Source organism: Cupriavidus sp. 01T418, from assembly GCF_056398885.1.
The window spans coordinates 222,580-248,740 of the sequence record NZ_JBFTQG010000001.1 but is presented as its reverse complement, the minus strand read 5'-3'; the positions used below and the strand labels follow the sequence as shown (position 1 = coordinate 248,740).

At 66.9% G+C, this 26,161-nt stretch carries 24 protein-coding genes; 7 read left to right on the top strand and 17 right to left on the bottom strand.

All coding sequences use genetic code 11. The features are described 5' to 3' along the window. Positions 1 to 35: 35 nt before the first annotated feature. The gene (locus AC1DQ3_RS01120; protein WP_477118323.1) at positions 36 to 1,418 is read right to left on the bottom strand and encodes an ethanolamine ammonia-lyase subunit EutB; all 1,383 of its coding nucleotides are present in this window, start codon (positions 1,416 to 1,418) and stop codon (positions 36 to 38) included. Positions 1,419 to 1,662: 244 nt separating this feature from the next. Here AC1DQ3_RS01120 and AC1DQ3_RS01115 point away from each other — a divergent pair, with 244 nt between their 5' ends. Further along, positions 1,663 to 2,700: an AI-2E family transporter gene (locus tag AC1DQ3_RS01115; RefSeq protein WP_477118322.1), complete on the top strand. Its 1,038-nt coding sequence runs from the start codon at positions 1,663 to 1,665 to the stop codon at positions 2,698 to 2,700. Positions 2,701 to 2,901: 201 nt separating this feature from the next. Here the strand turns inward: AC1DQ3_RS01115 and AC1DQ3_RS01110 are convergent, their stop codons facing one another. The 4 genes from AC1DQ3_RS01110 to AC1DQ3_RS01095 all read right to left on the bottom strand — a co-directional run bounded on the left by AC1DQ3_RS01110 (position 2,902) and on the right by AC1DQ3_RS01095 (position 7,639). Next, positions 2,902 to 4,053 (bottom strand): CaiB/BaiF CoA transferase family protein, encoded by a 1,152-nt coding sequence (locus tag AC1DQ3_RS01110; RefSeq protein ID WP_477118321.1) that lies wholly within the window; start codon positions 4,051 to 4,053, stop codon positions 2,902 to 2,904. Positions 4,054 to 4,113: 60 nt separating this feature from the next. Further along, positions 4,114 to 4,566 (bottom strand): PaaI family thioesterase, encoded by a 453-nt coding sequence (locus AC1DQ3_RS01105; RefSeq protein ID WP_477118320.1) that lies wholly within the window; start codon positions 4,564 to 4,566, stop codon positions 4,114 to 4,116. A 166-nt stretch (positions 4,567 to 4,732) separates the two neighbouring features. Beyond that, positions 4,733 to 5,713: a Bug family tripartite tricarboxylate transporter substrate binding protein gene (locus tag AC1DQ3_RS01100; protein ID WP_477118319.1), complete on the bottom strand. Its 981-nt coding sequence runs from the start codon at positions 5,711 to 5,713 to the stop codon at positions 4,733 to 4,735. Between the two features lie 111 nt (positions 5,714 to 5,824). Beyond that, positions 5,825 to 7,639 (bottom strand): acyl-CoA dehydrogenase family protein, encoded by a 1,815-nt coding sequence (locus AC1DQ3_RS01095; RefSeq protein ID WP_477118318.1) that lies wholly within the window; start codon positions 7,637 to 7,639, stop codon positions 5,825 to 5,827. Positions 7,640 to 7,913: 274 nt separating this feature from the next. Here AC1DQ3_RS01095 and AC1DQ3_RS01090 point away from each other — a divergent pair, with 274 nt between their 5' ends. Then, entirely contained in the window at positions 7,914 to 8,792 is an 879-nt protein-coding gene (locus AC1DQ3_RS01090; protein ID WP_477118317.1) for a LysR family transcriptional regulator, read from the top strand. 238 nt (positions 8,793 to 9,030) lie between these two features. Here the strand turns inward: AC1DQ3_RS01090 and AC1DQ3_RS01085 are convergent, their stop codons facing one another. Beyond that, positions 9,031 to 9,330 carry an antibiotic biosynthesis monooxygenase family protein gene (locus tag AC1DQ3_RS01085; RefSeq protein ID WP_477118316.1) on the bottom strand — a complete coding sequence of 100 codons (300 nt, stop codon included), beginning with the start codon at positions 9,328 to 9,330 and terminating at the stop codon, positions 9,031 to 9,033. Positions 9,331 to 9,585: 255 nt separating this feature from the next. Here AC1DQ3_RS01085 and AC1DQ3_RS01080 point away from each other — a divergent pair, with 255 nt between their 5' ends. Genes AC1DQ3_RS01080 through AC1DQ3_RS01070 form a run of 3 tightly spaced genes read left to right on the top strand, consistent with a single transcriptional unit; the run spans position 9,586 to position 12,125 of the window. Next, positions 9,586 to 9,891, top strand: coding sequence for a FeoA family protein (locus AC1DQ3_RS01080; protein ID WP_477118315.1), 306 nt, complete (start codon positions 9,586 to 9,588; stop codon positions 9,889 to 9,891). A 21-nt stretch (positions 9,892 to 9,912) separates the two neighbouring features. Then, complete coding sequence (gene feoB / locus AC1DQ3_RS01075) at positions 9,913 to 11,790, top strand: ferrous iron transport protein B (RefSeq protein ID WP_477118314.1); 1,878 nt, start codon at positions 9,913 to 9,915, stop codon at positions 11,788 to 11,790. Between the two features lie 14 nt (positions 11,791 to 11,804). Beyond that, positions 11,805 to 12,125: a DUF6587 family protein gene (locus AC1DQ3_RS01070; RefSeq protein ID WP_477118313.1), complete on the top strand. Its 321-nt coding sequence runs from the start codon at positions 11,805 to 11,807 to the stop codon at positions 12,123 to 12,125. A 162-nt stretch (positions 12,126 to 12,287) separates the two neighbouring features. On the opposite strand, the gene AC1DQ3_RS01065 is transcribed toward AC1DQ3_RS01070, so the two are convergent. Both AC1DQ3_RS01065 and AC1DQ3_RS01060 read right to left on the bottom strand, forming a co-directional pair. Beyond that, the gene (locus AC1DQ3_RS01065; RefSeq protein ID WP_477118312.1) at positions 12,288 to 13,658 is read right to left on the bottom strand and encodes a hypothetical protein; all 1,371 of its coding nucleotides are present in this window, start codon (positions 13,656 to 13,658) and stop codon (positions 12,288 to 12,290) included. Positions 13,659 to 14,314: 656 nt separating this feature from the next. Further along, positions 14,315 to 15,811 carry an AMP nucleosidase gene (locus AC1DQ3_RS01060; RefSeq protein ID WP_477118311.1) on the bottom strand — a complete coding sequence of 499 codons (1,497 nt, stop codon included), beginning with the start codon at positions 15,809 to 15,811 and terminating at the stop codon, positions 14,315 to 14,317. A gap of 173 nt (positions 15,812 to 15,984) precedes the next feature. On the opposite strand from AC1DQ3_RS01060, the gene AC1DQ3_RS01055 reads away from it, so the two are divergent. Then, positions 15,985 to 16,374, top strand: coding sequence for a GNAT family N-acetyltransferase (locus AC1DQ3_RS01055; RefSeq protein WP_477118310.1), 390 nt, complete (start codon positions 15,985 to 15,987; stop codon positions 16,372 to 16,374). Between the two features lie 42 nt (positions 16,375 to 16,416). Here the strand turns inward: AC1DQ3_RS01055 and AC1DQ3_RS01050 are convergent, their stop codons facing one another. The 3 genes from AC1DQ3_RS01050 to AC1DQ3_RS01040 form a co-directional block, all read right to left on the bottom strand. Further along, the gene (locus AC1DQ3_RS01050; RefSeq protein ID WP_477118309.1) at positions 16,417 to 17,403 is read right to left on the bottom strand and encodes a Bug family tripartite tricarboxylate transporter substrate binding protein; all 987 of its coding nucleotides are present in this window, start codon (positions 17,401 to 17,403) and stop codon (positions 16,417 to 16,419) included. A 72-nt stretch (positions 17,404 to 17,475) separates the two neighbouring features. Further along, positions 17,476 to 17,841 (bottom strand): AtuA-related protein, encoded by a 366-nt coding sequence (locus tag AC1DQ3_RS01045; RefSeq protein WP_477118308.1) that lies wholly within the window; start codon positions 17,839 to 17,841, stop codon positions 17,476 to 17,478. After that, positions 17,838 to 19,199 carry an acyclic terpene utilization AtuA family protein gene (locus AC1DQ3_RS01040; RefSeq protein ID WP_477118307.1) on the bottom strand — a complete coding sequence of 454 codons (1,362 nt, stop codon included), beginning with the start codon at positions 19,197 to 19,199 and terminating at the stop codon, positions 17,838 to 17,840. Before AC1DQ3_RS01040 ends, AC1DQ3_RS01045 begins: the two co-directional genes overlap by 4 nt. Positions 19,200 to 19,392: 193 nt before the next feature. Between AC1DQ3_RS01040 and AC1DQ3_RS01035 the strand changes: the two genes are divergently transcribed. Further along, a complete protein-coding gene (locus AC1DQ3_RS01035) occupies positions 19,393 to 20,289 on the top strand; it encodes a LysR family transcriptional regulator (protein WP_477118306.1) in 897 nt (298 codons plus the stop codon). A 44-nt stretch (positions 20,290 to 20,333) separates the two neighbouring features. On the opposite strand, the gene AC1DQ3_RS01030 is transcribed toward AC1DQ3_RS01035, so the two are convergent. From AC1DQ3_RS01030 to AC1DQ3_RS01005, 6 genes are all read right to left on the bottom strand, one after another. After that, positions 20,334 to 21,101 (bottom strand): SDR family oxidoreductase, encoded by a 768-nt coding sequence (locus AC1DQ3_RS01030; protein ID WP_477118305.1) that lies wholly within the window; start codon positions 21,099 to 21,101, stop codon positions 20,334 to 20,336. Between the two features lie 220 nt (positions 21,102 to 21,321). After that, positions 21,322 to 21,834 (bottom strand): DUF1269 domain-containing protein, encoded by a 513-nt coding sequence (locus AC1DQ3_RS01025; protein ID WP_477118304.1) that lies wholly within the window; start codon positions 21,832 to 21,834, stop codon positions 21,322 to 21,324. Between the two features lie 245 nt (positions 21,835 to 22,079). Next, positions 22,080 to 23,519 (bottom strand): acetate kinase, encoded by a 1,440-nt coding sequence (locus AC1DQ3_RS01020; RefSeq protein ID WP_477118303.1) that lies wholly within the window; start codon positions 23,517 to 23,519, stop codon positions 22,080 to 22,082. Between the two features lie 120 nt (positions 23,520 to 23,639). Continuing rightward, a complete protein-coding gene (locus AC1DQ3_RS01015) occupies positions 23,640 to 24,830 on the bottom strand; it encodes a hypothetical protein (RefSeq protein ID WP_477118302.1) in 1,191 nt (396 codons plus the stop codon). 10 nt (positions 24,831 to 24,840) lie between these two features. Further along, positions 24,841 to 25,536 (bottom strand): C39 family peptidase, encoded by a 696-nt coding sequence (locus AC1DQ3_RS01010; protein WP_477118301.1) that lies wholly within the window; start codon positions 25,534 to 25,536, stop codon positions 24,841 to 24,843. Next, entirely contained in the window at positions 25,533 to 25,988 is a 456-nt protein-coding gene (locus tag AC1DQ3_RS01005) for a hypothetical protein (RefSeq protein ID WP_477118300.1), read from the bottom strand. Before AC1DQ3_RS01005 ends, AC1DQ3_RS01010 begins: the two co-directional genes overlap by 4 nt. Positions 25,989 to 26,161 lie beyond the last annotated feature (173 nt).

Genomic DNA, 26,161 nt, shown 5'->3' with positions numbered 1-26,161 from the left:
TAGCCTCAAACGTGCGCGGGTGCGTTGGCCGGCCCTTACAGGCCGCGGGCGAGTTGCAGCAGCGGCTGGCGCTCGGCCAGTTCCAGCAGGCGCCCGTCGGCGCCGAGGATGCCCATGCGCTGCAGCCAGTCGTCGAATTCCGGCGCGGGCCGCAGGCCCAGCGTGTCGCGCAGGTAGAGCGCGTCGTGAAAGGAGGTGCTCTGGTAGTTCAGCATGATGTCGTCGGCGCCTGGCACGCCCATGATGAAGTTGATGCCGGCCACGCCGAACAGCGTCAGCAGCGTGTCCATATCGTCCTGGTCGGCTTCCGCGTGGTTGGTGTAGCAGACGTCGCAACCCATCGGCACGCCGAGCAGCTTGCCGCAGAAGTGATCCTCCAGGCCGGCGCGGATGATCTGCTTGCCGTCGTACAGGTATTCGGGGCCGATAAAGCCCACCACCGTATTGACCAGCAGCGGCGAGAACTCGCGCGCCACCGCATAGGCGCGCGCTTCCATGGTCTGCTGGTCCACGCCATGGTGCGCGTTGGCCGACAGCGCACTGCCCTGGCCGGTCTCGAAGTACATGAGGTTGTTGCCCACGGTGCCGCGCGCCAGCCCTTGCGCGGCAGCGTGGGCCTCGCGCAGCAGGGCCAGGCTGATGCCGAAGCCGGCGTTGGCGCGCTCGCTGCCGGCTACCGACTGGAACACCAGATCCACCGGCGCGCCCTGCTCGATGGCGCGCAGTGTGTTGGTGACGTGGGTCAGCACGCAGGACTGGGTAGGCACGTCGAAACGGCAACGCAGGTCATCGACCAGGCGCAGCAGCGTCACGATGGCGCCGAGGCTATCGGTGGCCGGGTTGATGCCGATGGTGGCATCGCCGCAGCCATAGAGCAGCCCGTCGATCATCGAAGCGGCAATGCCGCGGGTGTCGTCGGTGGGATGGTTGGGCTGCAGCCGCACCGAGAGCCGCCCGGGCAGGCCGATGGTATTGCGAAAGCGCGTGACCACGCGGCACTTGCGCGCCACCGCCACCAGGTCCTGGTTGCGCATCAGCTTGCTGACCGCCGCCGCCATCTCCGGCGTGATTCCCGGGGCGACGCGCGCGAGCACGGCGGAGTCGGTCTCGTGCAACAGCAGCCAGTTGCGCAAATCCCCCACGGTGAGGGAGGCGATCTCGCGAAAAGCCTGGCTGTCATGGCGATCGATGATCAGGCGCGTGACCTCGTCTTGCTCGTAGGGCACCAGCGCCTCGCTCAGGAAGTGCGCCAGCGGTACCTCGGCCAGCGCCATGCGCGCGGCCATGCGTTCCTCCTCGCTGGCGGCGGCCAGGCCGGCCAGGTAGTCGCCCGAACGCGCCGGGCTGGCCTTGGCCAGCAAGGTCTTGAGATCGGCGAAGAGATGGCGCCGCGACGCCACTGTGTGCGCAAAGGTCATGATCCGTCCCTGTCAGCCACGAAAAGCGCACCGGCGCGGGCCCCGCGCCGGCGAAGTACCGGGCGCGGGCGAGCGGATGCGCGAGCACCAGACCGATCATAGCAATCGCGAGGGTGCGTTGTCGCCCGTGCCGGCCGGCCCGCTCGCTTGCCTTCGCCGCCCGCGCATCGGACAATCAAGCGCCGTACAATCCACAGACGCCAGACAGTCCGCCCGGTGTCCCGGCCCACATGCAGGAGACTTGATGAATCAGCCCGATCCGCCACGCTTGCCCCGCTTGCCGGAAGCAAAGTGGTTCAGTGTCGGCACGGCCGCATATGTCCTGACCGCCCTGGCGCTCTGGACGGTGATGCAGGCCAACCTGGTGGCAGCCCTGCTGGCCGGCTTGCTGCTTTATTCGCTGGTGGACGTGCTGGCGCCCAAGCTGGCCCGCCTGCACCAGCGCCACGACGCCCTGGCGGTGGCGATCCTGTCTGCCGTCACCTTGCTGGTGCTGACGCTGGGAGGCTGGGCGCTGGTGCGCTTCGTCAGCGGCGACGGCAATACCCTGGACACCCTGCTGATCCGCACCGCCGATATCATCGACAAGTCCCGGGCCCAGTTACCGGTATGGGTCAGCGACGCGCTGCCGCGCGGCGTGGACGAACTGGCCAACACACTGATCGACTGGCTGCGCGAGCACGCGCAAATGGCCCGGAAACTGGGTGCCGAAGTGCTGCGCGCGCTGGCGCACATCCTGATCGGCTTCGTGATCGGCGCCATGGTCGCGCTGTACCGCGCCATCTCCAAGCCCAACCGCAGGCCGCTGGCCACGGCACTGGTGCAGCGCGCACGCAACCTGCAACTGGCCTTCTCGCAGTTCATCTTCGCGCAGGTGCAGATCTCGCTGATCAACACCGTGCTGACGGCGATCTACGTGCTGGTGGTACTACCGCTGTTCGGCGTGCACCTGCCGCTGGCCAAGACGCTGGTGGCCATCACCTTCGTGGTCGGGCTGCTGCCGGTCCTGGGCAACCTGGTGTCGAACACCTTCATCGTGGTGGCCTCGCTGTCGATCTCGCTGCCGATGGCGATCGCCTCATTGCTCTACCTGGTGGCGATCCACAAGTTCGAGTATTTCCTCAATGCGCGCATCATCGGCGCGCGCATCAATGCCGCCGCCTGGGAGCTGCTCACGGTGATGCTGCTGATGGAATCGCTGTATGGCATCCCGGGGGTGATTGCAGGGCCGATCTACTACGCCTATCTGAAGCGCGAGCTGTCCAATGCGGGACTGGTTTGAGCGACCGTCCCGGGCGTTGCGCAGTTTGTCGGACTTGCTGCGCGAGCGCGGGCAGGCGGAGCAGGCACGACGCAAGCCATGGCGCCCACGCCAAATCTCACGCCGGCGTAGCTCCCGAACAGAACAACACGGCCCAAGGCAAATGCATCCAAACGCACGCCTGCCGCGTGCAAATGCGCGGCAGGCAGCGGGACGTCGGTGTCACTCGCTATCGTTGGCGGCGTCGCGCGGCAGGAACCGGTCGCCCTCGGCCAGCGGCGCGTAGCGGTAGGTGGCCGGGGTGCGGCTCAGCTTGACGGGCGCGCCCAGTCCCTTGTAGCCGTCGGCCATCTCCACCACCATCTCGCGGTGCGCGGTGTGCGGATGCTGCAAGGCATCGGCCACCGACAGCACCGGCGCGCACGGCACGCCCGCGGCCACCAGCGTATCGGCCAGCACCTTGCCATCCAGCTTGCCCATGCGCGCTTCCAGTTCCACCTTCAGCAAGACACGATTGACCGAACGCGCGCCGGCCGTGGCGTAGCGCTCGTCGTCGGCCAGCGCGGCCAGGTCCAGGTGCTCGCACAGGATGCGGAACTGCCGATCGTTGCCGACCGCGAGGAAGATCGGGTCGGTGGCGGTGGCGACGATGTCGTAGGGATAGATATTCGGATGCGCGTTGCCGGTGCGGGTCGGCTCCTTGCCGTTCATGAACCAGTTGGCGGCATGCGGATGCAGCAGCGACAGTCCCGAGTCGTACAGCGCCGCTTCGACAAACTGGCCGCGCCCGCTGCGCTCGCGCTCCTGCAGCGCCAGCAGTACGCCCAGCGCGGCGTTCAGCCCCGTCACCATATCCACCACCGGCAAGCCCACGCGCAGCGGATCGGCGCCGGCTTCGCCGTTGATGCTCATGATGCCCGCCATGGCCTGGATCGCCGCGTCGTAGCCGGGCAGGCCGCCCAGCGGGCCGTCGGCGCCGAAGCCCGAAACCCGGCAGTGCACCAGGCGCGGGAAGCGCGCCGACAGCGCGTCGAAGCCCAGGCCCCACTTCTCCAGCGTGCCGGTCTTGAAGTTCTCCACCAGCACGTCGGCATCGGCCAGCAGGGCGAGCAGCACCTCGCGGTCGGCGTCGGTGGTGAGGTCCAGGCGCATCACGCGCTTGTTGCGGTTCAGGCCGAAGTAGTACGAGGCCACGCCGTCCTTGAACGGAGGTCCCCAGGTGCGGGTGTCGTCGCCCTGCGGCGGCTCGATCTTGAGCACGTCGGCGCCGTGGTCGCCAAGGATCTGGCCGCAGAAAGGCCCGCCCAGGATGCGGGAGAGATCGACCACGCGGATGCCGGCGAGCGCGCCGGGGGATACAGGGAGTTTGCTCATGGGTAGGTTCCGTAGCTGCGGCGGTTGACGTTTGATTGCTGATCGCTGATCGCTGATCGCTCAGGCAGCCGCAGGCACGCGCTCGAGCAGCTTGAAGGTACCGGTGGCCAGCGCCAGCAGTTCGCCCTGCGCGTCGCGGACCTCGCCGCGCGCGAAACACAGGGAACGGCCGCGCCGCTCGCACCAGGCGGTGGCGATCAGTTCGCCGCGCCCGGGCGCGGTGAAGTGCACGGACAGGTCGATCGTCGCCACGCCGAAGCGCCGCGGATCGTGGCCGCGCGCGGCGCAGGCCAGCGCGCAATCCAGCAAGGTAGCCAGCGCGCCGCCATGCACGTCGCCGCGGCTGTTGGTGTGGTCGGCGTGGTAGGCCATGCTCACGCGCGCCTCTTTGGCGCCGATGTGCACACCGGTCAGCCCGAAGACGCGGGCCATTGGCATCGGCAGGGCAAACAGCACGCCCGGCGCTTCACCGGCGAATTCGTTGGTGGGCACGGGCTTGGGGAAATCTGTCATATACGGCGGGATCGGTTGGGGCAGTCGTGGAAATCTGGCGCGAAGGGCTGTCATGCCATCGCGTGCGTAGAAACGCACGCGCGTTCACCGGCAACGATACTACAGCCGAGCCAGCCATCGACGCCACCGCCGCACAGCAGCGGGCGCTGCCCCCTGCGTGCTGCACTCAGTCCAGTTGCGCGCCCGATTTCTGCACCACGCTACGCCATTTGGTCACCTCCGCCTTGACGAAGTTGCCGAGTTGCTCCGGCGTCGTCGACGGCGCAAGTTCCAGGCCCTGGGCCAGCAGGGTTTTACGCACATCGGGCTGTTGCAGCGCGTCGGCAAAGGCATGATTGAGCTTGGCGATGACTGCCGGCGGCGTGCCGGCCGGCGCGACCACGCCGAAGAACACCGAGACGTCGAAGCCGGGCACGCCCTGCTCGGCCACGGTGGGCACATCGGGCAGCGCCTGCGAGCGGCCCTTGGTGGTCACGCCCAGCACGCGCATCTTGCCGCTCTTGATAAAGGGCAGCGCAGTGAGGACATCGGTAAAGGCCATACTGACCTGCCCGCCGAGCAGGTCGTTGAGCGCGGGGCCGGTGCCCTTGTAGGGGATGTGGCGGAAGTCGGTGCCGGCCACGTTGTTGAACAGCACGCCGGCCAGGTGCGAGGACGCGCCGTTGCCCGAGGAAGCATAGGTCAGCTTGCCCGGGTTCGCCTTGCCATAGGCGATCAGTTCCTTGACGTTCCTGGCGGGCACCGACGGGTTCACGACCAGCACGTTAGGCAGTTGGCCGATCTGGATCACCGGCGCAAAGCTCTTGACCGGGTCGTAGTTGATCTTGCGGTACAGGCTGACGTTGATCGCCAGCGGGGCAGATGTGCCGAACATCAGTGTATAGCCATCCGGCTCCGCGCGCGCCACGGCCTCGGCGCCGATATTGCCGCCGGCGCCGGCGCGGTTTTCCACCACGACGGTCTGGCCGAGGCTGCCCTTGAGTGCGGACGCCAGGGTGCGCGCCATCACGTCGGTGGGGCCGCCGGGCGGGTAGGTCACGATCATCATGATCGGCTTGGACGGGAAATCCTTTTGCGCCAGCGCGGGGGCGACGCCCACGCAGAGGGTGCAGGCGGCGACGGCGGCGATGCGTTGCCAGAGGGTCATGCTGGTCTCCTGGTTCAGGTCTTCTTCCGCTGGGCAGCCGGTGCTGCGGCGGAGTGGGCGGCGCCGGTTGGCGCCGCCGGGGTTTGTTGGTTGTTGCGGTACAGCATCAGGTCAGAAGAGATTGACCTGCTCCACTTCGCCGGTGGCGCTCACTGCGCCATCGGCCGGCGGCGCGATGGTATCGGCCAGCCAGTTGGGTTCGGCCTCGCCGGCCAGCGGATCCTGGGGCAGCACGCGATGCATCAGCACCAGTTGCGCCAGGCGCATGCGCCGCACCGAGCCGATGCGGCCGGCTTCCCAGGCCATGGCGACCGCGCTGGTCACGTGGTACAGCGCGGAGGCGGCCTGCCGGGCCAGTACGTCGCCATCGGCGCCGGCTTCGGCAGCGCGGACGGCCAGCCTGGCGGCGCGGGCAATCGCCGCGGTGAACGTGGCGCGCGCCTCGGCATGCAGCGGCGTGGCTTGCAGCAGGCCGGCCAGGTGGGCTTCGAGCACCGGCAGCGCGCCTTCGCGGCGGATCGCGCGCAGCACGTCGAGGGCGACGATGTTGCTGGTGCCTTCCCAGATCGAGCCGAGATGCGCATCGCGCACCAGGCGCGGGTCGCTCCATTCCTCGATATAGCCGCAGCCGCCGCGCATCTCCATGGCGTCGCCGGTGACCTTGCGCGCATCGCGGCAGGCGCGGAACTTGATCAGCGGCGTCAGCACGCGCATCAGCGGATAGGCATCGGCCTCGCCGGCATCCGCGCGGCGCAGTGCCTCCGCGGTCTGGAACACCATGGTGCGGGCCTGCTCGGTCGGCAGCACGAGCTTGAGCAACTGGCGGCGCATCAGCGGCATATCCAGCAGGCGCTTGCCAAAGGCCCGGCGCTCGCGCGCGATGAACTGGCCTTCGGACAGGGCGCGGCGCATCAGGCCGGCCGCGCGCACGCCGTTGGACAGGCGCGAGTTGTTGATCATGTCGGCCATCTGCACAAAGCCCCGGCCGAGTTCGCCCACCAGGTAGGCATGGGCGCCTTCGAGGCGGATCTCGCCGCTGGCCATCGAGCGCGTGCCGAGCTTGTCCTTCAGCCGGATGATGCGGTAATGATTGGCGCTGCCATCCGCCAGCGTGCGCGGCAGCAGGAACAGCGACACGCCCTTGATGCCGGGCGCGGCCTCGCCGTTCTCATCCTCGACGCGGGCCAGCACCATCGCCAGCGCGGCGTCCGGGTTGGAGCAGAACCATTTGTCGCCCGACAGGCGCCAGCCGCCCTCGGCCTGCGCATCGCGCGCGGCCCGGGTGGTGGTGGCGGCCACGTCGGAGCCGGCGCCCTGCTCGGTCATGAACATGGCGCCCTGGTACAGGTCTTCGAAGACCTGGGTGGTGAGGTTGGGCAGGAAGCGCTCGACCACGGCCGGATCGCCGAACTTGCGCAGCGTGCGCGTCAGCGAATCGGTCATCGACAGCGGGCAGCACAGGCCGAACTCGGCCTGCACGAACAGGTAGGTCAGCGCGTACTTGGCCGCGGCGGGCATCGGCTTGTCCCAGCCGAGCACGCCGCCGCGGTGCGATGCCGCCGCCAGGCCGAACTCGGAAAACGCCACCTTCTCCAGTTCCACATAGGCAGGATGCTTGTCGATGCGCTGCGCATCGATGCCGGTGCGGGTACGGTGCGACAAGGTGGGCTTGTTCTGGTCAGCGGTATGCGCGAGCTCGTCCAGCACGCCGCCGGCCAGCGCACCCATGCGATCGAGGTGGGGCAGCAGGTGGGCGAACAGGTCGGACGGGAGATACAGCGGCAGCAGCGCGCGCAGATCCGGATCGCTGGCAAACAGGTTGACGCCCTGCTGGTCCGGCACCGGATGGGCTGGCGTAGCCGTGGCCGTGGCGGCGGGGGCTGCGGGGGCTGAAACGGCAGTTTGGCGCGCTGCGCTGGTCTGCATGAAGTGTCTCCTGAGTTTGCCGGCACATGATGCCGGGTCGAAAGCCAGACCTGCTCCTGGGCGGAAGCTCCAGGTCGCCGGTAGGCGGTTCTTGCGCTGTTTGGTGGTTTTGCTGCTTCTTACTGCTTCTTTTGTGCTTTTACCGGCTGTTCTGCTGCGCAGCCGTTACATGGCCCACGCGGTGGCGGGCGGATGCGTTGCCTGCATTATTCAAAGCCCGGCGATTCGTGTCTAATTCTAAAATTGGCTTGGTCCATATAATTTTTATATCGCCATGGAATTCCGTCACCTGCGCTACTTCCTTGTGCTCGCCGAAGAGCTGCACTTCGGCCGTGCCGCACGCCGCCTGTCGATCTCCCAGCCGCCGCTGTCGCTCAATATCCAGCAACTGGAAGCCTCGGTGGGCGCCCGGCTGTTCGAGCGCGACAGCCGCGGCGTGCGCCTGACTGCCGCCGGCCGGGCCTTCCGCGAATCGGCCAGCGCGCTGCTGGCACAGGCCGAGGAGGCCCGCCTGCTGGCGCGCGAGATCGAGGCCGGCGCGGTGGGACGGCTGCGCATCGGCTTCGTCGGCTCGATGTTGTATCGCGGCCTGCCGCAGCGCCTGCGCGCGTTCCAGGCCAGTTATCCCGGCATCCAGGTGGCGCTGACCGAACTGAACTCGCAGGAACAGATCGACGCGCTGCTGCACGACGGGCTGGATGCCGGCTTTATCCACACCAACCGCGTGCCGGACGAACTCGCCACCGCGCTGCTGCACAGCGAACCCTTCCTGTGCTGCGTGCCGGACGACCACCCGCTGGCCAGCCAGGCCAACGTAGCGCTGAGCGAATTGCGGGACGAACCGTTTGTACTGTTCTCGCGCAAGGCTTCGCCCGACTACTACAACCGGATCTTCGAGATGTGCGCGGCGCAGGGCTTCTATCCGCAGATCCGGCATGAGGTGCGGCACTGGTTGTCGGTGGTGTCGCTGGTATCGCAAGGCACCGGCGTGGCGGTGGTGCCGGCGGCGCTGCAGCGCTCGGCGATGGCGGGGGCGGTGTTCCTGCCGCTGGCGCAGGCCACGGTGCCGTCGGAGGTGTATTGCGTGTGGAAGGCCGGGCCGGATGATCCGGCCCGGGACCGGTTTCTGGAGATGGTGCGGGAGGTACGGTAGCGCCAGGGAGGTTTCGGTCCCCAAGCGTCGACTTATAGGGAAAACCCCAGCCCAACAAGAAAAATGCCACCTACTTTACCGGCAGGTGGCACGTCAAATACGCGTGGAACGGGGGTGTTCAGCGTGCGAAGAGCTTACCTCCGGGCATTTGTCTTTCCAATAACACAAACGTGTTATTCAAGCCCCCTCCTGAAGCAGGAGGCCTGCGCCAGCCAGGTCTGCGCGCCTGCCGCCAGCCTCAGATTCCTTCGATCGCGACGCTGGCATGGCCCACATCGGGCGCCGCCGCGAAGTACTCGCCAACCAGCTTGCGCCACTCGGCGAAGTCCTCGGATTCGCGGAAATCCACCATATGGTTCTCGACCGTCTCCCATTCCACTTCCAGGGTATAGCGCGTGGGATTCTCGATCGACCTGAGCAGGCGCATGGCGTGGCAGCCGCGGGCGCGCTTGAAGAGCGGGGCCGCCTTGGCGACGCCGGCCTCGAAGGCCGCTTCCGAACCCGGCTTGATCTGGATCTGCGCTATTTCGAAAATCATGTCTTGTGCTCCATGTTTGCGTGGCATGGCTCGCCTTGAGCCGGCCTCGGGTGTGTGCCGACTTGCATTCTATGCCAGGGGACGGCCTGCCGTGCCGCGCGGATGCAAGGCAGCCGGCATGCCCGCCCCAGTGTGACAACCCCGCGAAAGCCAAACGCCAGCATGCAAATCAGCTACAATTGGAACGATTTTCATTTACCAACCCTGGCGTGAGTTTGCCGACCGCGTGCCGCGCGCCAACGGACTGGAAGACTCATGCGGTTGTCTGAACTTCCGCGGCGCATTGCCGCTGTCATCGTATCTGTCGACGACATCACATCGAACGACGCCATCGCCCGTCGCCTGCGCGAACTTGGCTTCGTGCCCGGTGAAGCCGTGCAGGTCATCGCACTGGGACCGTTCGGCATGGATCCCCTTGTCGCCCAAGTGGGCTTTACCCGGTTTGCCTTGCGCCGCTCGGAAGCGGCGCGCATTACCGTGGAAGTGGCAAGCGCTTCCGTCACCAGCATCACGCCGGCGGCGCTGGCTGACGCGCCCGCCGCCAAACGCTCCGTTGCCTGACCGGGCAGTTCCCCCAAGACCATGTCTTTCGCCACCCCGACTTCCGCTTCCCAGCGTCCCGCCCTGCGCGTTGCGCTGGTGGGCAATCCCAACTGCGGCAAGACCGCCCTGTTCAATCGCCTGACCGGCAGCCGCCAGAAGGTGGCCAACTATGCCGGCGTCACCGTCGAGCGCAAGGAAGGCCATTTCGTCTCGCCGGCCGGCCGTCAGGTGCGCGTGCTCGACCTGCCGGGTGCCTATAGCCTGCACGCGGCCAGCCTTGACGAAGCCATCACGCGCGATGTCTGCCTGGGCCGGCGCCCGGGCGAGCCGCGCCCCGAACTGCTGGTGTCGGTGGTGGATGCCACCAACCTGCGCTTGCACCTGCGCTTCGTGCTCGAACTGCGCCGCCTGGGCCTGCCGATGGTGCTGGTGCTCAATATGAGCGACGCTGCGGCCAAGCGCGGTATCCACATCGATCGCGACAAGCTGGCCGCCGCGCTCGGCGTGCCGGTGGTGGAGACCGTGGCGGTCAAGCGCGATGGCGCCGCCAACCTGCTGGCCGCGCTCGACGCCGCCCTGCCGGCGGTGCCGGTCGCCGCGGCCACGGCCGAGCCGGCTTCCGACCTGGATGTCCACCAGGAGGTCAAGCGCCTGCTGGATGCGGCCGTCACCATGCCGGCGCGCACCGCCGCGCTGGACGACCGGCTCGACCGCATCCTGCTGCACCCAGTGTTCGGCCTGATGATCCTGGCCGTGCTGCTGTTCCTGATGTTCCAGGCGGTGTTCTCGTGGGCCGCGCCGCTGATGGACGGCATCGGGGGCGGCGTGCACTGGTTCGGCGAGATCGTCGGCAGCCACCTGCCCGAGGGCATGCTGCGCAGTCTGCTGGTGGACGGCCTGATCGCCGGCCTGGGCAGCGTGATCGTGTTCCTGCCGCAGATCCTGATCCTGTTCCTGTTCATCCTGACGCTGGAAGAATCCGGCTACCTGCCGCGCGCGGCCTTCCTGCTCGACCGCCTGATGATGGGCGCCGGCTTGTCCGGCCGTTCCTTTATCCCGCTGCTCTCCAGCTTTGCCTGCGCGATTCCCGGCATCATGGCCACACGCACCATCCAGGACCCGCGCGACCGCATCACCACCATCCTGGTGGCGCCGCTGATGACGTGCTCCGCGCGCCTGCCGGTCTACGCGCTGCTGATCGGCGCGTTCATCCCGACACGCACGGTGATGGGGCTGTTCAACCTGCAAGGGCTCGTGCTGTTCGTGCTCTATGTGGCGGGCATCGTGAGCGCGCTGGCGGTGGCCTATGTGCTGAAGTATTTCCGCCGCGACCGCACCGACCATCCGCTGATGATGGAACTGCCCTCCTACCGCATCCCCAATCCGCGCGATGTGGCGATCGGCTTGTGGGAACGTGCCCGCATCTTCCTGTCCCGCGTGGGCAAGGTGATCCTGACGCTGACGGTGCTGCTGTGGTTCCTGGCCACCTTCCCGTCGCCGCCGGACGGCGCCACCGCCCCGGCCATCAATTACAGCTTCGCCGGCATGATCGGCCGCGCGCTGGAGCATGTCTTCGCGCCGGTGGGCTTCAACTGGCAGATCTGCATTGCACTGGTGCCGGGCCTGGCCGCGCGCGAAGTCGCCGTGGGCGCGCTGGCCACCGTCTATGCGCTGTCCGGCAGCGAGGACGCCATGGCCAGCCAACTCGCGCCGATGATCGCCGCGCAATGGTCGCTGGCCACCGCGCTGGCGCTGCTGGCGTGGTACGTGTTTGCACCGCAGTGCATCTCCACGATGGCCGTGATCCGGCGCGAGACCGGTTCCTGGAAGGTGATGGCGGCTTCCACCGCCTACCTGGCGACGCTGGGCTACGTGGCCGCCTTTGCCACGTACCACATCGCCCTGATGTTCAGCTAGCCAGCCACACAATCATGAACCTCTACCACGCCTTTGAATCCCTGCTGGTGCCGCTGATCGTGCTGGCCTGCGCGGTCTCCGTGCTGGCGCGCTATGCGCCGCGCACGCGTGAGCGGGTCAAGGCAGCGCTGGCGGCGAGCCTGGGCGGCGCCGCGGCCAGCGGCTGGCGCCAGCGCGTCGTGGCCTGGCTCGCGCCGCGGGCGGCGGCCGGCTGCGCCAGCGGCTGCGACAGCGGCGGCTGCAATACCTGCGGTTCCAGCACGGCGCAAAGCGATCAGCCGATGCCTGGCAAACAGGCGAACGAGCAGATCGTCCGCTTCGTGCCCAAGCGCTGAAACGCTCTCGAAACCCATCGCGAATCCTGCTTCCGGTCCACGCGGGATACACGCAGAAACGGGTACGCCCTGGGTGTGCCGGGCTGGTTTCCAGCCTCTCCGGCGCCCGGCGGGAAAGCATGCCGGGCGCCGCGTCAAGGCACAGGAAGACCGCTTCGCGTATTACATCACCGTGCCCGGAATCGTGATCGACATCGGCTCCAGCTCCGCGCCCGCGTTGCAGGTTGCGGTCACGGTGAAGTCGCCGGCCGCCAGCGGCGTCACCAGGATCTGCGCGGCATTGGCGCCGGGCGCGAACGACACGTTGGCGCTACTGGTCCAGGTCCAGCCGGTGCAGCCAAGGTATGCGGTATCCGCGCCGTAGTTCTTGAGTGTGGCGGTGACCGGAATCGGCACGGGCAGCGACAGCAGCAACTTGAGGGGCTGCGGCCCGGCATAGACCAGCGCCCACTTCGGCTGCTCGGTCACCGTCAAGCTGGCCTTGGGCGTGCCCGATACCTTGGTGCTGGCCGCAGTCACCAGCAGCACGCTCTGTACAGTGGGCGCGCCGATCACGATACCGGAGCTCACCACGGCTTGCCGCGTGGCTGAATTGGCGGAGACGGCAAGCGTCGGCGAAGTGGCCGCGTAGCTCCAGGTCCCGTCGAAATCCGCGGTGGAATCATGTGAATCGCTGCGGATCACGCGGGCGCCAAAGGTCTGTGGATAGCCATTGAGCACCGTGAGCGCGTTGATTGGCGCTCCTCCTTGCGACAGTTCGAGGCGGTACGTGTAGCTGGTGTTTTTCTGCACCGTCACCAGCATCTGTCCACTGACGGGGCTGCCGTTGGGCGCAGTGACTGACACCGTGACCGTGCCGACCGCGGGAGCGGTATCCGAGTTGTTGACCCCGGTCAGCGAGGCGGCGTTCTGCGCCGCACTGACCTGCACGTTGGCGATCGAACTGGCCCAGGCCCAATCGTGCACGGCCCCGCTGACATCCTTGCCGTTGCCGTCGACCAGCGTCGCCGTGACCGGCTGCACCTGGCCGTCGACCAGCGACAAAACCGGATTCGATAGCGTCAGGTTGTAGCTGGCCGCAGCCGGCACGACCGTCATCGTGGCGGTTTGCGCGGGCAACTGCGTGGTGGTGTTGTCGGCCGCCTTGACCGTGGCGACCACCTGGATGGTGGCCGTCCCTACCGCCACGCCTGTCACGGTGGCGTTGCCGTTTGCAATGGCAGCCGGCGCCACGGTAGCCACGGCGTTGCTGGACGAAGTCCAGGCAAAGGCCGTGGATGCAGTCACGTCCGTGCCCTTGCTGTCCACCACCGAGGCCAACATCGAAATGCTGCTTCCCACGCCAACCTGCCCCGCGGTCATCGTGAGCGTCACCAAGTATTTCACCGGCGTGGTGTCGGCCGCGGTGCTCGCGGCAGTGGGCACTGGCGAGCTTCCCCCACCCCCGCCACCGCTGCCGCCGCCGCAACCCGCCACCAGTAATGCCATGCCGGCGCAGGCCAGCCATGCTGGCCACCTCTTGGTGTTTGTCATGATGTCTCCCCCGTATGGCGTCCTGTCCGCACATGCCGAGCCATGCAAAGGCGCAGGTGCCGAATCTCGTTTTCCCGGACGCGCCAGCTGGAAAATGGCGGAATCTGTGGCAGCGTCCTTGTCTAGACTAGACAGGATGTACACACTGCTGTACCGGCCATACGGTTGAGGGGTCGCGGCTTACGTGCGGGGGCGCACATGCTGCTGCGCCATCTGCCATGGCTGACCCTGCGAGGCGTCTCGACCATGCTTGCCAGATGCTTGTCGCCGCGTCGAAAACATGGCCGACAAGTCGGACCCGGTCGGCGGCGTCGGTGGCAGTGGACGGTTATCGCCGGGGACGCGGGAGAAGCATGCGCGCGCTGTCGTCCCTGCGGGCGGCAGCGATCCGGATCATGACGGTTGCCAGGGGGGATGTTGCTGAGGCTTTCTTCAATCAGCATCGCAGCCGGCCGCTACGGGCCGGTCCGAGCTTATTTCAATCCATGCCGAGGTTGGCCTGCTTGAGCTGCTTGACCTGCCTGAGCTGCTTGAGCTGCTTGAGCTGCTTGAGCTGCTTGAGCTGCTTGAGCTGCTTGAGCTGCTTGAGCTGCTTGAGCTGCTTGAGCTACGTTACAGGGCCTTCTTCCATCGCAGTCTCTTTCGAAGAAACCAGCCTAACGAAACGCCGGCTCATCAAAACTGCGCAACTTGCGCGAGTGCAATTGCTCTGCACCGCCCTCACGCAAAATGCGGATCGCCTCCAGCCCGATCGACATATGCTGGCTCACCCGCTGCCGGTAGAACGCATTGGCCATGCCCCGCAGCTTGAGCTCACCGTGCAGCGGTTTGTCGGACACGCACAGCAGCGTGCCGTACGGCACGCGCAGGCGGAAGCCATTGGCGGCAACCGTGGCGCTCTCCATGTCGATGGCAATGGCGCGCGACTGGTTGAAGCGCGCGTATAGCGCCTTGGACTTGAGTTCCCAGTTCCGGTCATCGGTGGAGACCACCGTGCCGGTACGCATGCGGGTCTTCATTTCGTTGCCGGACAAACCCGTCACTCGTACCACGGCCTCCTGCAGCGCGACCTGAATCTCGGCGATCGGCGGCACAGGCACCCATGGCGGCAGATCGTGATCGAGCACATGGTCGTCGCGCACATAGGCGTGCGCCAGCACGTAGTCGCCCAGTTGTTGCGAGCGGCGCAGGCCGCCGCAGTGACCGACCATCAGCCAGCAATGCGGGCGCAGCACGGCGAGGTGGTCGGTCATGGTCTTGGCGTTGGACGGGCCCACGCCGATGTTGACCAGCGTGACGCCGAGCTTGTCCTCGCGCATCAGGTGATAGGCCGGCATCTGCGGCAGCGCGCGCGGACGCAGCGCGTCGTCGGGCTCGGCCTCGCCGCGCTCCTGCAACACGTCGCCGGGTTCAACGAAACGCACGTAGCCTTCGGCGCCCTTCTCGTCTTCGGCCGCCATCAGCGAGCGGCCGAGTGCGATGAACTCATCGACGTAGCGCTGGTAGTTGGTGAACAGCACGAAGCGCTGGAAATGCTGGGGCGCGGTGCCGGTGTAGTGGTAGAGACGCTGCAGCGCCAGGTCGACGCGCTCGCCGGGGAACATCGAAAGCGGCCAGGCTTCGCCGGGCACGGGCTCATAGGTGCCGTTGGCGATGGCGTCGTCGATGCGGCTCAGCTCCGGCAGCACGAAGGAGGCTTCCAGCTCGCGCGCCTGGGTGTAGCTGATGTCCGTGGTGGAGGCTTCGATGACGAAGGGCAGCGGGATCGGCCGCCGGCTCACGCCGACCACCACCGGCACGCGGTGGTAGCGTAGCAGGCGCTCGATCTGGTCGCGGTAGTAGTCCCCCAGCAGTTCGGGACGAGTGACCGTGGTGCCGTACACGCCGGGGTAGGCCACCGTGCCCCAGGATGGCCGGCTGTCGGTGACCATGGTTTCGAGGTTGACCGAGATGCCGAGGTAGGGATAGCAGGCATGTGCCGCGGAAGGCAGTGGCTGTCCCTTGGCAAAGGCATCGAAGCGCGCGCGGATGGCGCCGACCGAGGCATCGTAGATTTCACGGATGCGGGCCAGCGCCGCGTCGGCATCGCTGAACTCGGCCAGCTGATCGGCCGGGTGGGCGGAAGAGAAGATCGAGGCATTCATGGTGTCCATGATACCCCCCCACGGCATGGTCGCAAGATGGCCCACCGCAAATTGACGGGCCTGCGCGCGCTCGCTACACTGCCAGCAGTCTTTCGCGGCACCGCGCCGCCCTCGTCTCGTGACGCGCCCCCCTTAAGAAGGGCTGCGCCGGGTTGCAGTATGTGCTTGCATGGGGAGCCCTGATGGAAATCCGCAATCTGCTGCCAGACGATCTCGAGGCAGCCAGACAACTCCTTGCGGCCAGCGGGTGGGCGCACCGCGTCGCCAACACGGAACGCTTCGCCCGCCTGATCGCCAACTCGCAACGGGTGGCGGTGGCGGTCGATCACGGGGAAGTCGTCGGTTTCGCGCGCGCCTTGTGCGACGATATTTCCAATGGCTACCTGTCGATGGTGGCAGTGGCGCCGAGCCATCGCCGGCGCGGCATCGGCGGCGCGCTGATACGCCACATCGTGGGCAAGGATACCGATATCACCTGGGTGCTGCGCGCCGGGCGCTCGTCCGAGGCGGCCTTCTTCGGCCAGCTCGGCTTCGTGCCCTCGCTGGTGGCCATGGAGCGCCGCCGCACCTGAGTCGCGCACGGCCGCCACCCTGGTGCGCAACGGGCCGTCATGTTACTCGGGCTGGATATTGGCGGCCTTGATGATGCGGCCCCACTTGGCCGATTCCTGCGACTGGAATTTCGCCAGTTCCGCCGGCGTGCTGGTGAACACTTCGGTGCCGGTGGACTGGTAGAAAGTGGCCGCGGTGTCGCTCCTGGCTGCCTTCACCATCATGGCATTGAGCTTGTCCACCAGCGGCTGCGGCGTCTTGGCCGGTGCGTAGGCGGCGAACCAGTAGCTCATCTCATAGCCCTTGACGCCGGCCTCGTCGATGGTCGGCACGTTGGGCGCCAGCGGCGAGCGGGCCTTGCCCGACACGCCCAGCGCCTTGAGCTTGCCGCTCCTGACCTGGGGCAGGCCCGTGGCGGTATCGGTGATCATCATCTGGATCTGGTTGCCCAGCAGGTCCGTTACCGCGAGCGGATTGCTCTTGTAAGGCACGTGCAGCAATTGCACATGCGCCATCTGCTGGAACAGCTCGCCGGCGATGCGCGAGGACGAGCTGCCGCTGCCGAAGCTGAGCTTGCCCGGCTCCTTCCTGGCCAGCGCGATGAAATCTCCCACCGTATTGACCGGCAATTGCGGGTTGACCACCATGATCTGGCCGCCGCGGCCAAGCGCGGTCACCGGAACGTAGTCCCTCACCGGGTCGTAAGGCAGTTTCTTGAACAGGTGCTCGTTGGCCGCATGCGTGGTGTTGGTGGTGATCAGCACGGTGTAGCCGTCGGGGCTGGCCTTGGCGACGTCGCTGGCGGCGATAAAGCCGTTGGCGCCGGGCTTGTTGTCGACCACTACCGTGACCTTGGCATCCACGGTAATGGCCTGGCCGATCGCGCGGGCGAGCTGGTCCGTCGCGCTGCCGGCGGCGAACGGCACCACGAAGCGGATCGGCTTGTCCGGGAATTCCGCGTGCGCCGGCCCGGCCAGCAGCGCGAGCGCGGCGGCGGCTATGCCGGTGACCACCTTCAGGGCGGAAGCGGGCTTGGTATATGCGGACATCTTGGGTCTCCTGTTCGAATCTCGAATCGTTGTGGCTTGCGGTTTGTGGTTCGTGGTTTCTGAATCCGGCTTTCAGGCGCCGGCCAGGCGCGGGGGCAAGGGAATTTCCAATTGCAGCAGCAGGAAGGACAGCGCCTTGCCGTGCGTGTCGAGGTTGAGCGCGTCGTTGACGCCGCCGTCCAGCACGCCGTCGATGACGAAGTTCATTGCCTGCAGCGAGGGCACCAGGTAGCGTTTTACCGCCGACGGCTGGCGGTAGCGGAACAGCGCCGCCACTGCGTCTTCGGTGACATGGGCGACGAGGTGATCGAAGTCGCGCGGGTCGTAGGCGATCACGCTGATATTGGAGCGATCGCCCTTGTCGCCGGTGCGTCCATGGGCGAGCTGGTAGAGCGCGATGGTGGCCTGCGAGGCAGTATCGGTGGTGGTTGCGTTCATGGCAGCAGAGTATGGCTTGCGGTAACGGCGCTGCGCGGCACCAGGCAGGACATGGCATTGAGCCGCGCGCGCAGCGCGGTGCGCACGCCGCCGCCGCCGGCGGGCCCGCAGGTATAGAGGGCGTTGACTTCGCGCAACAGCGTTTCGGCCACGGACTTGTCCTCATGCGCCAGCGCGGCGCGCAGGCGCACATCCCGCGCCTGCGCCTCGCCGGCTTGCGGCTGTTGCAGCAGGCGCCCGCCATCGTCGGCGAACACGCTCAGCACGCCGATCAGGTCGAAGCGGATCGGCACCGCGTGGCCGAGCAGGTCCATGCGCTTGCGCACGATCTGCGCGGCCAGGCGCGCGCGCGCTGCGGCATTGGGGCCGGCGTAGGAGATCTCGGCTTCGGCGATCCAGCCGCCTTCGTAGAACAGGTTGGCCTTGAGCTGTCCGGGCCGCTCGCGGCCACGCACATTGCGCACCGCCACGCGGTCCGGGCCAAGCTGTTCGACCGTGGCCGCGCTGATATCGGCGATCACGTCCGGCGTGAGATAGGCAGCGGGGTCGTGCACCTCGTACAGCAGTTGCTCCTTGACCGTGCGCAGGTCCACGCAGCCGCCGGTGTCCGCCGCCTTGCCCACCTCGATATTGCCGTCTTCATCCAGGCGGACGATGGGATAGCCAACGGCGTGCACATCCGGTACTTCCTTCATGCCGGGGTCGGCGAAATAGCCACCGGTGACCTGCGCCCCGCATTCGAGCAGGTGGCCGGCCATGGTGGCGCGCGCCAGGCGATCCCAGTCCTGCCACGACCAGCCGAAATGCGCCATGGCCGGTCCCACCGCCAGGGCGGGATCGGCCACGCGCCCGCACACGACCACCTGCGCGCCCGCGGTCAGTGCGTCGGCGATGCCCTGCGCCCCGATATATGCGTTGGCGCAAACGAAGCGCGTTTCGGGAAAATCCGGCCCCACGATCCGGCGCAATACGGCACGGCCGGCCTCGTGCGAAAGATCATCTCCCGCCACCGCCGCCACCCGTGGCGGCGCCAGGCCAAGCTCCGCCGCCAGTGCGCGCACGCGCTGCGCCGCCGCATGCGGATTGGCGGCGCCAAAATTGCCGACAATGGGAATGCCGTTGGCCAGGCACAGTCCGAGCACCGGCGCCAGCAGCGCGTCGAGCAGCGGTTCGTAGCCACGGGCGGGATCGCTGCGGCGCGCCAGTTGCGCCAGCGCCAGCGTGCGCTCGGCCAGCGTTTCGAACATCAGCACGGCCGGGCCGCCCGCCGCGATCAGGGATCGCACCACAGGCAGGGCGGCGTCGGTGCGGTCGCCGGAGAAGCCGGCGCCTGAGCCAATCAGCAAAGGGGCGGTCATGGGAAGAAAGCCTGGTGATGGCCTGGGAACAGCCTGTATGGTGAACGGATAACGCCATTCTAGGCGTGCCGCCCTCAACCAAAAAGCGGATAATTTGGATTAATCTATCGATTTTTCAGGTGAATCCGGGGCTACCGGGGATTGCCTGCCATGGGCCCGCTGATGGCCTTCACAGCGCGCGAGGCGCTTGCCAATGAACCTCTCAGTCAAACACTTGCGCGCCTTCGTGGCCCTGGTCACGCATCGCAACTTCACGCGCGCGGCGCAGGCGTGCCACCTGTCGCAATCGGCCTTCAGCGCGCTGATCCAGACCCTGGAGGAACAAGCCGGCATGCGGCTGTTCGAGCGCACCACGCGCCATGTGGAACTCAGCGTCGAAGGGCGTCGCTTCGAGGACGTAGCGGCGCGCCTGCTGGCGGACTTCGAAACGGCCTTCGCGGAACTGCGCGACCATGCCGAGCGCCGCAAGGGACGGGTCTCGATTGCCGCGCTGCCCTCGCTGGCTGCCGGCGACCTGCCACCGATCCTGGCGGCCTTCCATCAGCGCTATCCCGGCATCGCCATCGAACTGTTCGACCTGCTGGCCGACGGCTGTATCGACCTGGTACGGCGCGGCCGCGCGGATTTCGCGCTGGCGCCCGCCCCGGCGCAGGACAGCGACCTGCGCATCGAGCCCCTGGTGACGGACACCTTCCACCTGGTGTGCCCCGCCGATCATCCACTGGCGCGCCGCCGGCGGGTGGCGCCCCAGGCGTTGGCGGGCGTGCCCTTCATCCATCTCTCGCGTACCAGCAGCGTGCGCCAGCACCTGGATGCCGCGCTGCATCCGCTCAGGCTCAACGGCGTGATGGAAGTGGAACATCTCGCCACCGTGGCCGCGCTGGTGGCGGCGGGGTTGGGGGTAACGGTGGTGCCGGCGCTGGCGCTGTTCCAGTTCCGGCAAGAGAGCCTGGCGATCCGGCCGCTGCAGTTGCCTTCGCTGGTGCGGGATATTTGCCTGGTGCGGCTGCACGAGCGCGGCGACTCAGCCGCGGCGGCGGCAATGATCGAAGCCGTGCAGGCGCATTTCATGCGCGGCAAGGGCAACTAGCGGCGACTAGCGGCGTGGCACGGCCTCCGGGCCGCCCGCCCGCTTTAGAAATGCGCCAGGTAGCCTCCGTCCACCGCCAGCACGTGGCCGGTGATATAGGAGGCGGCCGGCGAAGCCAGAAACACCGCGGCGCCCGCAACCTCCTCCGGCTGGCCCCAGCGGCCGAGCGCGGTGCGCTGGCGCAGCCAGTCGGCAACGCTGGCGTCATCCACCATCGGCTGGTTGGGTTCGGTGGCGAAGTAGCCGGGTGCGATGGCGTTGACAGTCACGCCGTCGCGGCCCAGATCGGCCGCCATCGCACGGGTAAGCGCATCGAGCCCCCCCTTGGTCGCGGGATACAACACGTCATCGGCACGCGCCACCTGCCCCGCGATCGAGCTGACGTTGACGATACGTCCATAGCCACCGCGCCGCATCAGTCGCGCGGCATGCCGGCACAAGGCGTACGGCGCCACCAGGTTGGTTTCCAGCATCTCGCGCAGGTCCGCGGCGTCCAGATGCGCCATATTGCTGCGCTTGCGCGCGCCGGCATTGTTGACCAGGATATCGAGGCGGCCGTGGACGGCGTCGACGTGGGCAAAGGCAGCATCGACCGCAGCTTCGTCGGTAATGTCGAGCACCAGCGGCTCGGCGCTGCCGCCGTGCTGGGCGAGTCGGGCCGCGGCGGCATGCACGCGTTCGGCGTTGCGCGCGGCAACGATCACGTGCGCGCCGGCTTGCGCCAGGGCGGCGGCAATCGCCAGGCCCAGGCCTTGCGCGCCACCGGTGACCAGCGCCACGCGGCCTTGCAGGGAAAAAGGTGAGGTAGCCATGCGGCGACTATACCGCAGCGCGCCGCCGCCCCGGCGTCACTCGGCAGGCCCGCCGCTCAACGAAGCAGCGGATCAGCTTGCCGGTCGACGACACGATCGACAGGCGCCACCAGCCGGTCCCAGGCCGACATCGGCAGGGAGGAGGAGAAAGGGTAAAGCGCACGAGGGCGGGCGGCCCGCAGGCGCAGGCCACCGTGCCCTGCTCCTGCCGGTCCTTCGTTCAGGGGAAGGCGGGTATGGCGGGATCCAGCCCGGCGAAACGGGCTTCCGGGTGGGCGCTTTGCAGCAGCGCTTCGATTTCCTCGACGCGGCCACGCGGTACGTCCACCATCAGCAGGATCTTGCCTTCCTCGATGTCTTTCTCGAAGGCCTTGTGCCGGCTGTTGGGTGCAGAGCAGCCAATCATGCTGGAAGCCCAGGCGCCAAACGCCGCGCCGAGCACGGCCAGCACGCCGACCAGGCCCCATTGCGGGTTGTCGCTGACGATGGGGAACAGGGCGACCAGTGCCCCCGCCACAATGCCGATGCCACCGCCAACCATCAGCCCCATCTCCGCGGCATGCACGATGTCGGAAGTCTGGAACAGGTTGGCTTCATGCAGGCCAGTCATGTCGGCGCCATCGCGCGCGATAAAGTGGATATGACTGTTCTCGACGCGAGCCAGCAGCAGATCGTCCATGGTGCGACGGGCGCTCGCCAGATCGGGCAACAACCAGAAGATGCGTTTGCGCATGACTTTCTCCTCGCTTCAGGCCATTTTGCGGCCATTTCGGGCCATCCCGGTCGCGGTGTGCATGCGGAGCCGCCTTCACGCAGTCATGGAAAACATGGAGGTGGAGGTACTTCCGTATCCGCCCAGGGGACGGGGTTACTCATTTGTACGCCAGTCGCGTGCCAAGCGCAAGGCGATGAAGGTGGCATGCCCAGCGCGCATCACGTTGCGTTTTCATCCGTCGGTTTCGCCCATGTCGCCAGCCTTCAGAAAGTGATTGGCAGGCGCACCGTGACCTGCAGATCCGGGGTGTCCCGCGTCAGCCCCGCGCCCACCGATACGTTCAGCGTATAGCGGCTGTTGAAGCGATACGAATAGCCCACCAGCAAGGTGCCCTGCGTGATGCGCACCGAGCCGGGTACGGTTTGGCCGTTCTGCTTGGTCGGCCAGATGATGCTCTGGTCGTAACCGATACTGAACGAGGCATGCTCATTGAGCGACAGGCCCATGCCGAAATTGAAACCAAAGATATCCCCGGGCGCGATCTTGCCGAGGGACTCCTGCTGCCCGTTGAGCACGGTGCGGCTGACATTGTCGCGCGAGAAATTGTGCAGGTAGCTGAAGGTGCCGAAGAACACCGCCGGATCGGTCGGCAGCAGCCACGTAATGCCTGGCTGTATGGCCTGGAAGCCGGTGCCGGTGGGCAGCCCTAGCGGCAGGCCAGTACCCGTCGTATTGCCCACGCAACGTGTCACGCAGTCGGTCACTACGTCGAAGGGGCTCTTGCCGGTAGCGGACTTGTAGCGCAGCCAGCCGATGAAGTACGGTATTTTCTCGTTGCCGAAGTTGAGCTGGTAGCGCACGGTCGCTTCCACATCGCCCAGCCCCGTGCCGCTGGAATTGAAGACGTTATCGACCGCCGTGCCGGTGAAGACCTCGCGGCTGATGGTGGAACCCGAGGTCTCCACGTAGGGCACCTTGACCTCGAGCTCGAGCCGCTTGGTCACGCCATAGCGCAGCGCAAGCTGCTCGATGTAGGTCGAGGTCTTGACCTCGCGGACATCGATCAGCCCGATCAGGACGGCGGGAATGATCGTGTAGCCGACCAGCGCCACGCGGTTGTTGGACGAATAGCCATATTGGAAGCTCGGTTCGAGCACGAACTTGCCAGCGGGCGTGAGTACGCCAGGCTGATCGAAAATCGGTGCGATCGCGGGCGGGGTGGTGTCGGCCTCGGGTGGCTTGCCCACCGGCTGCTCGTCGCCGGCCTGCGCGACCTGCGCGCCGTCGGCTTGCTGCGCCTGTTGTGCCTGTTGCGCCGGCATGGCGCCTTCCTGCGGCACATTGGCGGTATTGGGCAAGGCTTGCATGCCTGCCGCTCCGGCGGCGGCGGCCGCGGCGTTGGTGGCGGTGTCGCCGGGTGTGACGCCGCCGGTGCCCGGCGTACGCTGGCCACCGCGCTTTTTTGCCAGTGCGTCGTCACCCAACACGCTGCGTAGTTCGCGGATGGTGGCTGCTTGCTCCGCCATCGACCGCTTCATCTGCTCCAGGGTGGCCGCCTGCTCGGTCACCTCCCGCTTGAGCGCTTCCAGCTTTGCCGCCGTTGGTCCTTCGTCAGGCGGGGTCTGGCCCTGTGCCATCCCGCCCAGCAACAGCAATGTCGAGCACCCGGCCTGCCGGATGCCTCGCAGCGACCTTCTATCCATTTCGCCTTCCTCCCCCGGACGGCGGACTGCTTAATACAGGGAGTCCGCAACCTGCCTAACGCATACTGCTCCTCTCGTTGCATGTACTACCAATCACAACTGCCCTTCGCCTGCAAGTGCTCAGTGCCGGCTGGCCGCATTCAGCAATGCGTTGTTCAATGTCGAGCTAGCTACCTGGGCGCGGAATGCCTGCAGGGTGTTAACCCCTGCATTGATGGTCACCAGATTCTGTATCGACTGGTTGTTCAGCGTGTTCTGAATTACCGTGGCAGGCGTGCCGGCCAGCATGCTGGCGGCAGCGCTGTTGCCCGGCCCGTTCTGTATCAGGCTCAGTGCACCGTTGGTCGTCACCACGGCGCTGCCGGCCGATACCGCCGTGGCTGGCAGGCTGGTCAGCGTCGTGCCCGGATTGCCGGTCGCGCTGGCACTGGTACCTGTACTGCTACTGCTGCTGCTTGCCGTGCTGCTGCCATTCGTGCCCGTCACGGGGTTGGCGGCCAGCGCGCTGCTTACAGCCGCCCCAGCCCCGGCCCCCGCTCCTGCTGCCACGCCGAGCGCCACGGCCAGCTGACTGGCCTGCGCTGCGGTGATGCGACTCACATCCGGAATAGTAAGGCTGGTTGCCACCACCAGGGCACCGTTAATGAACACGGCGCGTTCGATACCGAACGAAACTTGCAGGCCGGCACCCACGTCGAACCCGCCGCGCAGATCGTCCAGCCGCTCTTGCGCGACCGGTTTCCAGCTCGCCATGGTGGTGCGCGCGGCGTGTACGCGAGGTGCTACAGGTGCTACAGCTGCTACAGCTGCTTCAGGTGCTTCAGCTGCGGCCAGGGTCACCGGCGACGTGGCCGGGCTCGAGCTGGCGAGCGCATCGGACGCCCGATGCGCCGCGGTGCCGGAGGCGGCGCCCGACACGTCGAGGCGCGCAGGTGGGATTGGCTCCCAGTCCGCCGCGCTCACCTCGGTGGCAGACGTGGCGCCGAGGGTTGTGCCGCTATCCGCCGGACGATCCGCCGGCTGCGTCGCGAGGGGTTCTTCCGGGACTGGTGTCACGCCGGCCGTGTTGCCGAGTGCCGCAGCCAGGTAGGGGTTGTCGGATTGTTTGTCGGATTCCGTCTGCACTGCGGGCGGTGCCGTGTAGCCGGCGGGGTCGGTCGCGCCGAGCGTGCCGAGCGCCTCGATCCCCGTGCCTTCGTCCGCCCGCGCCTGCCCGGCGCAGGCTAGGCCCGCGCCCAGCAATACGATCGCAGTGGCCGAACCGGCGCCACTGCGGCGATGCTGCGCGGACTTGGAGGATGCCTGGAACATAATACGTTCCTTAGAAATCGCTACCGCCATGCGAAGGCATGACGGTGAAGAACAGGTTATCCCGGTTGATGCCCGTCCAGTAAGGACCGGTAGGCGCCACGCGCCAGTCGGCCGCCAGGTTGAAGCGAGCGGATTCCTCACGGTTGTGGATGACGAACAGCAAGTGGCTGTCCCAGATCTGCTCGAAGTGCTCACGCGACAGCGCGCGCGTGCCCAGCGCCGGATCGCCGACCAGCACCCGGTCGCCGTGCACCCCCTTGACCACCACAAAATGGTGATACCCGTTCTCCACCACCAGCACGATGGCGGGGACCTGGGTTTCCTCCAGCTTGGACAGCGGCAATTCAAAGCCATCGGCAAGAAAGCCGCGCGACTCCAGGAAGCGCTTCATGTCCAGCAGCGAAAAGCCCTCCTGCCGGATCTTGGCCTGATCGCCGTTGACATACATGTTCTGGAACACCGTCTGCTCGCTGACCGGAAAGCTGTACTGGTAGGTGAGCAGCGTAGCCACCGCGGCAGAGCCGCAGCTGAAGTCGTATTGCTGGCGGATGGTGGTCTTGAACCGGGCCTCCTTGAGGCTGGTCACCCGTACGTTGTAGTAATTCCCGCCATCGCCGGGCACGTAGATGTAATCGGCCCACGCCACCGGCACGCCGGCCGAAGCCAGCAACAGCGTAGCCTGCAGAAGCAGCTTGCGCAGCATCATGGCTTGAACTGGACGTTGATGATGGTCGCGTTCTGGATCAGTACGTTGGAGCCTGTGTTCTGGATGACAGTGGGCAAACCCGAGGCGCCGGCGAAAGAGCCTTCGGCAATGCTGTTTGAGCCGCTGATCACGCGGTTCGCGCTGTTATCCGCCACAGTGCCGCCAAGGCGCATGTCGTTGACCACCAGTTCGGAGCCGCCGCGGATTTCTTCCAGTTTGTCGCTGCCGACGGGCTTGCCGAGACCGGCAAAGACACCGCGCGGAACGCCTCCCCCCGCTACGGCAGCGGGAGTTTGATCCGGGGCCGCCGCGCTGGTATTCATGGCGGTTCCGGCGTTGACCGCAGGCACTGCGGCAGATGGCCCGGCGGGCTGTGGCTCGGCACGGGCTTGCAGGCCGGGCCAAACCAGGATTGCTGTCGCCACCAGGACAGCGGAGCGGACCGATCGCATGTTGGTGTCTCCTTCAGCCTCTTGCGTGCCGTCCCCATCCTGACGATCACACCGGAAGCGGGTCGACGCTTGGTCGATGGGGCATCCCGGAGCACACTGCGCACCGGGATGCCCGACGTTGCCAGAGTCAAGCTGTGCTGGCGGAGCGTGCAGGCGGGCCATCCACCCGCGAA